Consider the following 1,081-nt stretch of genomic DNA (forward strand, 5'->3'; position numbering starts at 1 on the left):
GTAAAGAATGGCGCTTTTGATGCCGTCCAGATGCAAGCGGCTCTTGAGGTGGCTGGACAGGCTGCGGCTGCCACGCGGGTGGCGCACTTCGGCCAGCACTTTCTCGGCGGGCATGTCGGGCAGCAAATCCAGATGAAAGGTAGCGCTGCCATGGCGCACGATGTCGTCGCGCAGCAATGCCGATGCCGCGTAAATCAAGCTGCCCTCCACACCGCCCTGCGTGGCCACAAACTCGCCCTTGCGCGAGAACACCACGCCCTGCGAATTGGTAAAGCTGAGTGCCACCGACTTGAAGGGCTGGCCGGCAAACTTTCCGCTGAAAAATGGCGTCCACCCGCCCTGCACATCGAAACCGCAGTTGGCCGGAATCAGGGGCGCCACGGCCACGCCACGGGCTGCCAACAAAGGCACCCAGGCGCCGTTCGACCCCAGGCGCGCCCAACTGCCGCCACCTAGCGCCAGCACCACAGCGCGGGCTTGCACCACGACCGGGCCAGTTGGGGTGTCGAATACCAGCGCTTGTTGGCCCGGCTCGGCGGATGTGCCCTGCGCCCAACCGGTCCAGCGATGGCGCATGTGAAACTGCACCCCGCCGCCTGCTGCGGGGTGGCGCAAGCGGTGCAACCAGGCGCGCAGCAAGGGCGCCGCTTTCATGTCCTTGGGAAACACCCGGCCCGAACTGCCCACAAAGGTTTCCACGCCCAGGCCATGGGCCCATGCACGAAGCGCGGTGGAATCCAGCCCGGCCAGCAGCGACTCGATGGCGCTGCGCCGTTCGCCGTAGCGACCGGCAAACGTGTCGGCACCTTCGGAGTGGGTGAGGTTCAGGCCGCCCTTGCCGGCCAGCAAGAACTTGCGGCCCACCGAGGGCATGGCGTCGAACAGGTGCACGGTCACACCGGCATCGCACAGCACTTGGGCAGCCATGAGTCCGGCAGGGCCACCGCCCACAATGGCGACGTCCACCTGCAAGGCTTGGGATTCAGAACGGGGGGAGGTAGGCAGATCAGTCAAAGGAATCCATTACAAAATTTCAATCAAACGGCCTTGCGGCGTCAGGAACGCGGTGTGCACCGCCTCC

The 1,081-nt window shown here is 65.2% G+C and carries 1 protein-coding gene; it reads right to left on the bottom strand.

What is annotated here, in order from left to right; translation table 11 throughout:
• On the bottom strand, positions 1-1,005 hold a 1,005-nt coding region (locus EBS11_RS28335; protein WP_290608883.1), incomplete at its 3' end, for a TIGR03862 family flavoprotein.
• Between the last annotated feature and the right edge of the window lie 76 nt (positions 1,006-1,081).

The organism is Janthinobacterium sp., assembly GCF_009923995.1.
Classification (GTDB): domain Bacteria; phylum Pseudomonadota; class Gammaproteobacteria; order Burkholderiales; family Burkholderiaceae_D; genus Janthinobacterium.